Origin of the sequence: Pseudomonas entomophila, assembly GCF_013523165.1 — a bacterium.
Taxonomy (GTDB): domain Bacteria; phylum Pseudomonadota; class Gammaproteobacteria; order Pseudomonadales; family Pseudomonadaceae; genus Aquipseudomonas; species Aquipseudomonas entomophila_A.
In genome coordinates this window covers 1-4,527 of record NZ_JAAMQI010000049.1, presented here as the reverse complement: position 1 = coordinate 4,527, position 4,527 = coordinate 1, and the positions used below count along the sequence as shown (strand labels likewise).

The following is a 4,527-nucleotide window of genomic DNA, read 5'->3' as shown; positions in this document are numbered from 1 at the left end:
TGTTCTGCGAGGTGGGGCTTCCTGGGCCAGCGAGGGAGGGGCTGGGCTGCTGAAATGGCGCAGGGTAAAAGGCACGGCGGGGCGGGTTTTATGGGCCCTGCGGGCCCAATCGCGGCACAGGGGCCGCTCCTACAGGGACCGCGCTTGCCTGCTTTATCCGAGTGCGGCTAGGGAGCTCTTGCCAAAGTACCCGTACGCTGACAAAGAGGCGCCGCAGTCCCCTGCAGGAGCGGCCCCTGTGCCGCGATCGGGCCTGCAAAGCCCGCAAAACCAGCTACTTCGCCCTTTCAGGCTGCCCGCAAGAGCACAGCCCCACCCCCCCTCAATGCAACCGCTTGCGACACATCAACTGGGCCAATTTGGCCGCATCCGGCCGCTCGACGATGCCCTTCTCGGTCACGATCACGTCGATCAGGTCCGCCGGGGTGATGTCGAACACCGGGTTGAAGGCCTCGACCTGCGCCGCCACGCGCGTGCCGGCCACATCCAGCAGCTCGCTCTGGGCACGCTCCTCGAGCTCGATGTCTTCGCCGCTTTCCAGGTTCAGGTCGAGGGTGGAGCTGGGCGCCACCACCATGAAGCGCACGCCGTGGTGCATCGCCAGGACCGCCAGCTGGTAGGTGCCGATCTTGCTGGCCACATCGCCATTGGCGGCGATGCAGTCGGCGCCGACGATCACCCAGGTCAGGCCCTTGGTCTTCATCAGGTGGGCAGCGGCGGAGTCGGCGCTGACCACCACCGGGACCTGCTCGCCCGCCAGCTCCCAGGCCGTCAGCCGCGAGCCCTGCAACCAGGGCCGGGTCTCGCTGGCGAACACACGCTCGATCATGCCTTCCAGATAGGCCGCACGGATCACCCCCAGCGCGGTACCGAAGCCGCCGGTGGCCAAGGCCCCGGCGTTGCCATGGGTCAGCACCACCTGCTCGTTGCCCTGGTGCCGACGGATCAGGTCGACGCCGTGCTGGGCCATGGTCAGGTTGGCTTCGCGGTCGCTCTGGTGAATGGCGATGGCTTCGGCCTCCATGATCGCCAGCACGTCGTCGCCGTCACGCCGGCGCAGCAACCGCTCGCGCATGCGGTTCAGGGCCCAGAACAAGTTGGCGGCCGTGGGCCGGGCCTCGGCCAGCTGCTGGAAGTCCTCCTCCAGCGCCATCTCCCAGTCGCCGCCCTCGGCCAGGCGCTGGCGCAGCGCCAGCAGCAGCCCGTAGGCGGCGCTGATGCCGATGGCGGGTGCGCCGCGTACGGCCATGCCACGGATCGCCTCGGCCACGCTGTCGATGTCGGTGCAGGTCAGCCAGCTCTCGCGGGCTGGCAACAGGCGCTGGTCGAGCAGGTGCAAGGCGCCGTCTCGCCACTCGAGCGCCTGCACCTTTTCCGCCGCCAACAGTCGCTCGCGCATTGCCTCTCCCCGTCGTTCGAACATCAAAAGCCGACGATTATAGCGACCCTGGGCGATGGGCGCTCGGGTATACTGCGGCTCACGTCAAATCGCCCCAGGTACCCTACGCATGCCCAACGCCGCCCTGCCCCTCGACCTGCTGCTGTTGCCCGACTGGCTGGTGCCCGTCGAACCAGCCGGGGTGGTCTTGCGGGGCCAGGGGCTGGGGATTCGCGACGGCCTGATCGCCTGGGTCGGCCCCCGCGAGCAGGCACCGGTCGCGCACACCACGCGCGAGCTGCCAGGCTGCGTGCTGACGCCAGGCCTGGTCAACGCGCACGGGCATGCGGCGATGAGCCTGTTCCGCGGCCTGGCCGATGACCTACCGCTGATGACCTGGCTGCAGGACCACATCTGGCCGGCCGAGGCGCGCTGGGTCGACGAGGCCTTCGTGCGCGACGGCACCGACCTGGCCATCGCCGAGCAGCTCAAGGGTGGCATCACCTGCTTCGCCGACATGTACTTCTTCCCCCGCGAAGCCTGCGAACGGGTACACCGCAGCGGCATCCGGGCGCAGATCGCCGCCCCGCTGCTCGACTTCCCGATCCCTGGCGCGGCGACGCCCGACGAGGGCCTGCACGCGGCGGTCGAGCTGTACAGCGAGCTGCGCCACCACCCGCGCATCAGCATCGCCCTGGGCCCGCACGCCCCGTACACGGTCAGTGACCAGACACTGGAGAAGGTCCGGGTCATCGCCGACGAACTCGACGCCCCCATCCAGATGCACCTGCACGAGACCGCCGACGAGGTCGAGCGCGCCCTGGCCCAGCACGGTGAACGCCCGCTGGCGCGGCTGGCCCGTCTCGGCCTGCTGGGCCCGCGCCTGCAGGCCGTGCACGTGACCCAGGTCAGCGACGAGGACCTGGCCCTGCTGGTGGAGAGCAACACCAGCGTGGTGCATTGCCCGGAGTCCAACCTCAAGCTGGCCAGCGGCTTCTGCCCGGTGGAGCGGCTCTGGCAGGCCGGGGTCAACGTGGCCATCGGCACTGACGGCGCAGCCAGCAACAACGACCTGGACCTGCTCGGCGAAACCCGTACCGCCGCGCTGCTGGCCAAGGCCGTGGCCGGCTCGGCGACGGCGCTGGACGCCCACCGCGCCCTGCGCATGGCGACCCTCAACGGCGCCCGGGCGCTGGGCCTGGAGGCGGTCATCGGTTCGCTGGAGGTCGGCAAGGCGGCGGACCTCGTGGCCTTCGACCTGTCCGGGCTGGCGCAGCAACCGGTGCACGACCCGGTCTCGCAGCTGATCTACGCCACCGGCCGGGACTGCGTCCGGCACGTCTGGGTCGCCGGCCGGCAGTTGCTGGACGACCGTCGTCTGCTGCGCATGGACGAAGCCGCCTTGATCCAGACCGCGCGCGCCTGGGGCGAGCGCATCGGCGAACACCTTCATTGAGCGGCCGGCAGCGCTGGCTGCCGCCGCCCGACCCCTTGACATCGAAGTTTCAGAGGACCGTTCCATGAGCAACGTCGACCACGCCGAAATCGCCAAGTTCGAGGCCCTGGCCCACCGCTGGTGGGACCGCGAAAGCGAGTTCAAGCCCCTGCACGACATCAACCCGCTGCGGGTCAACTGGGTCGACGAGCGCGTCGGCCTGGCCGGCAAGCGGGTGCTGGACGTCGGTTGCGGCGGCGGCATCCTCAGCGAAGCGATGGCCCTGCGCGGCGCCACGGTCACCGGCATCGACATGGGCGAGGCGCCGCTGGCGGTGGCCCGCCTGCACCAGCTGGAGTCCGGCGTCGAGGTCGACTACCGGCAGATCACCGCCGAAGCCATGGCCGAGGAAATGCCAGGCCAGTTCGACGTGGTCACCTGCCTGGAGATGCTCGAGCACGTGCCGGACCCGTCCTCGGTGATCCGCGCCTGCCATCGCCTGGTCAAGCCCGGCGGTCAGGTGTTCTTCTCGACCATCAACCGCAACCCGAAGGCCTACCTGTTCGCCATCATCGGCGCCGAGTACATCATGAAGCTGCTGCCGCGCGGCACGCACGACTTCAAGAAATTCATCCGCCCGTCCGAGCTGGGCGTGTGGAGCCGCACGGCCGGCCTGACGGTCAAGGACATCGTGGGCCTGACCTACAACCCGCTGACCAAGCACTACAAGCTCAGCAACGACGTCGACGTCAACTACATGATCCAGACTTTGCGCGAGGAATGAGCATGCGTTTGCGAGCGGTACTTTTCGACATGGACGGCACCCTGCTCGACACGGCGCCGGACTTCATCGCCATCTGCCAGGGCATGCTCGCCGACCGCGGCCTGCCCCCGGTCGAGGACGCGCGCATTCGCGACGAGATCTCCGGCGGCGCGCGGGCGATGGTCGCGGCCACCTTCGGCCTGGACCCAGAGGCGCCGGCATTCGAAGCCTTGCGCCTGGAGTTCCTCGAGCGCTACCTGCGTGACTGCGCGGTGCACAGCCGGCTGTTCGATGGCATGGAGCAGCTGCTGGCCGACCTCGAGCACGGCAAGCTGCTGTGGGGCGTGGTGACCAACAAGCCGGTTCGCTTCGCCGAGCCGATCATGCAGCGGCTGGGGTTGGCCGAGCGTTCGGCGGTGCTGATCTGCCCCGACCACGTCACCCACAGCAAGCCGGACCCTGAGCCGGTGGCGCTGGCCTGCAAGACCCTGAACCTGGATCCGGGCAGCGTGCTGTTCGTCGGGGACGATCTGCGCGACATCCAGTCGGGCCGCGATGCCGGGACGCGGACGGCGGCGGTGCGGTACGGGTACATCCATCCGCAGGACAACCCCGATCACTGGGGAGCGGATGTGGTGGTGGATCGGCCGCAGGATCTGCGTCGGATCATTGATGGGGCGTTGTGTGGGTGCTGAGGGGGTGAGGTGATCGCTGGCAAGCTGGCAAGCCAGTGCGATTACCCAAGGGTGGCTGTCCTGTCCTGAAGATCCATGCTGCATTGCAATGGCTGATCTTGTGGGCCCTGCGGGCCCAATCGCGGCACTGGGGCCGCTCCTTGTATCTCGACTTTTGCCTCCTTGCAGGCCAAAGTTCTCGACTGATCATCGAGGGAAGGCCATGAAGCAGAGCCGCTCCTAGGGCATCGAGCCCGCATTGTAGATATGCTCGGGC

The 4,527-nt window shown here is 68.5% G+C and carries 4 protein-coding genes; 3 read left to right on the top strand and 1 reads right to left on the bottom strand.

Translation table 11 applies throughout. The features are described from left to right. Positions 1 to 322 precede the first annotated feature (322 nt). Entirely contained in the window at positions 323 to 1,399 is a 1,077-nt protein-coding gene (mtnA, locus tag G7Z99_RS19555; RefSeq protein ID WP_181096808.1) for an S-methyl-5-thioribose-1-phosphate isomerase, read from the bottom strand. A gap of 109 nt (positions 1,400 to 1,508) precedes the next feature. Here mtnA and G7Z99_RS19550 point away from each other — a divergent pair, with 109 nt between their 5' ends. The 3 genes from G7Z99_RS19550 to mupP all read left to right on the top strand — a co-directional run bounded on the left by G7Z99_RS19550 (position 1,509) and on the right by mupP (position 4,271). Continuing rightward, on the top strand, positions 1,509 to 2,834 hold the full coding sequence (locus tag G7Z99_RS19550; protein ID WP_181096806.1) for a TRZ/ATZ family hydrolase: 1,326 nt from the start codon (positions 1,509 to 1,511) through the stop codon (positions 2,832 to 2,834). Positions 2,835 to 2,898: 64 nt separating this feature from the next. Next, the gene (ubiG, locus tag G7Z99_RS19545; RefSeq protein ID WP_181096789.1) at positions 2,899 to 3,597 is read left to right on the top strand and encodes a bifunctional 2-polyprenyl-6-hydroxyphenol methylase/3-demethylubiquinol 3-O-methyltransferase UbiG; all 699 of its coding nucleotides are present in this window, start codon (positions 2,899 to 2,901) and stop codon (positions 3,595 to 3,597) included. Between the two features lie 2 nt (positions 3,598 to 3,599). Next, entirely contained in the window at positions 3,600 to 4,271 is a 672-nt protein-coding gene (gene mupP / locus G7Z99_RS19540; RefSeq protein ID WP_181096787.1) for an N-acetylmuramic acid 6-phosphate phosphatase MupP, read from the top strand. Positions 4,272 to 4,527 lie beyond the last annotated feature (256 nt).

What these genes read in the sequence shown, in the direction of transcription:
- ubiG (WP_181096789.1), top strand. Translation starts at nt 2,899, where the DNA reads ATGAGCAACGTCGACCACGCCGAAATCGCCAAGTTCGAGGCCCTGGCC.
- mupP (WP_181096787.1), top strand. Translation starts at nt 3,600, where the DNA reads ATGCGTTTGCGAGCGGTACTTTTCGACATGGACGGCACCCTGCTCGAC.
- G7Z99_RS19550 (WP_181096806.1), top strand. Translation starts at nt 1,509, where the DNA reads ATGCCCAACGCCGCCCTGCCCCTCGACCTGCTGCTGTTGCCCGACTGG.
- mtnA (WP_181096808.1), bottom strand. Translation starts at nt 1,399, where the DNA reads ATGCGCGAGCGACTGTTGGCGGCGGAAAAGGTGCAGGCGCTCGAGTGG.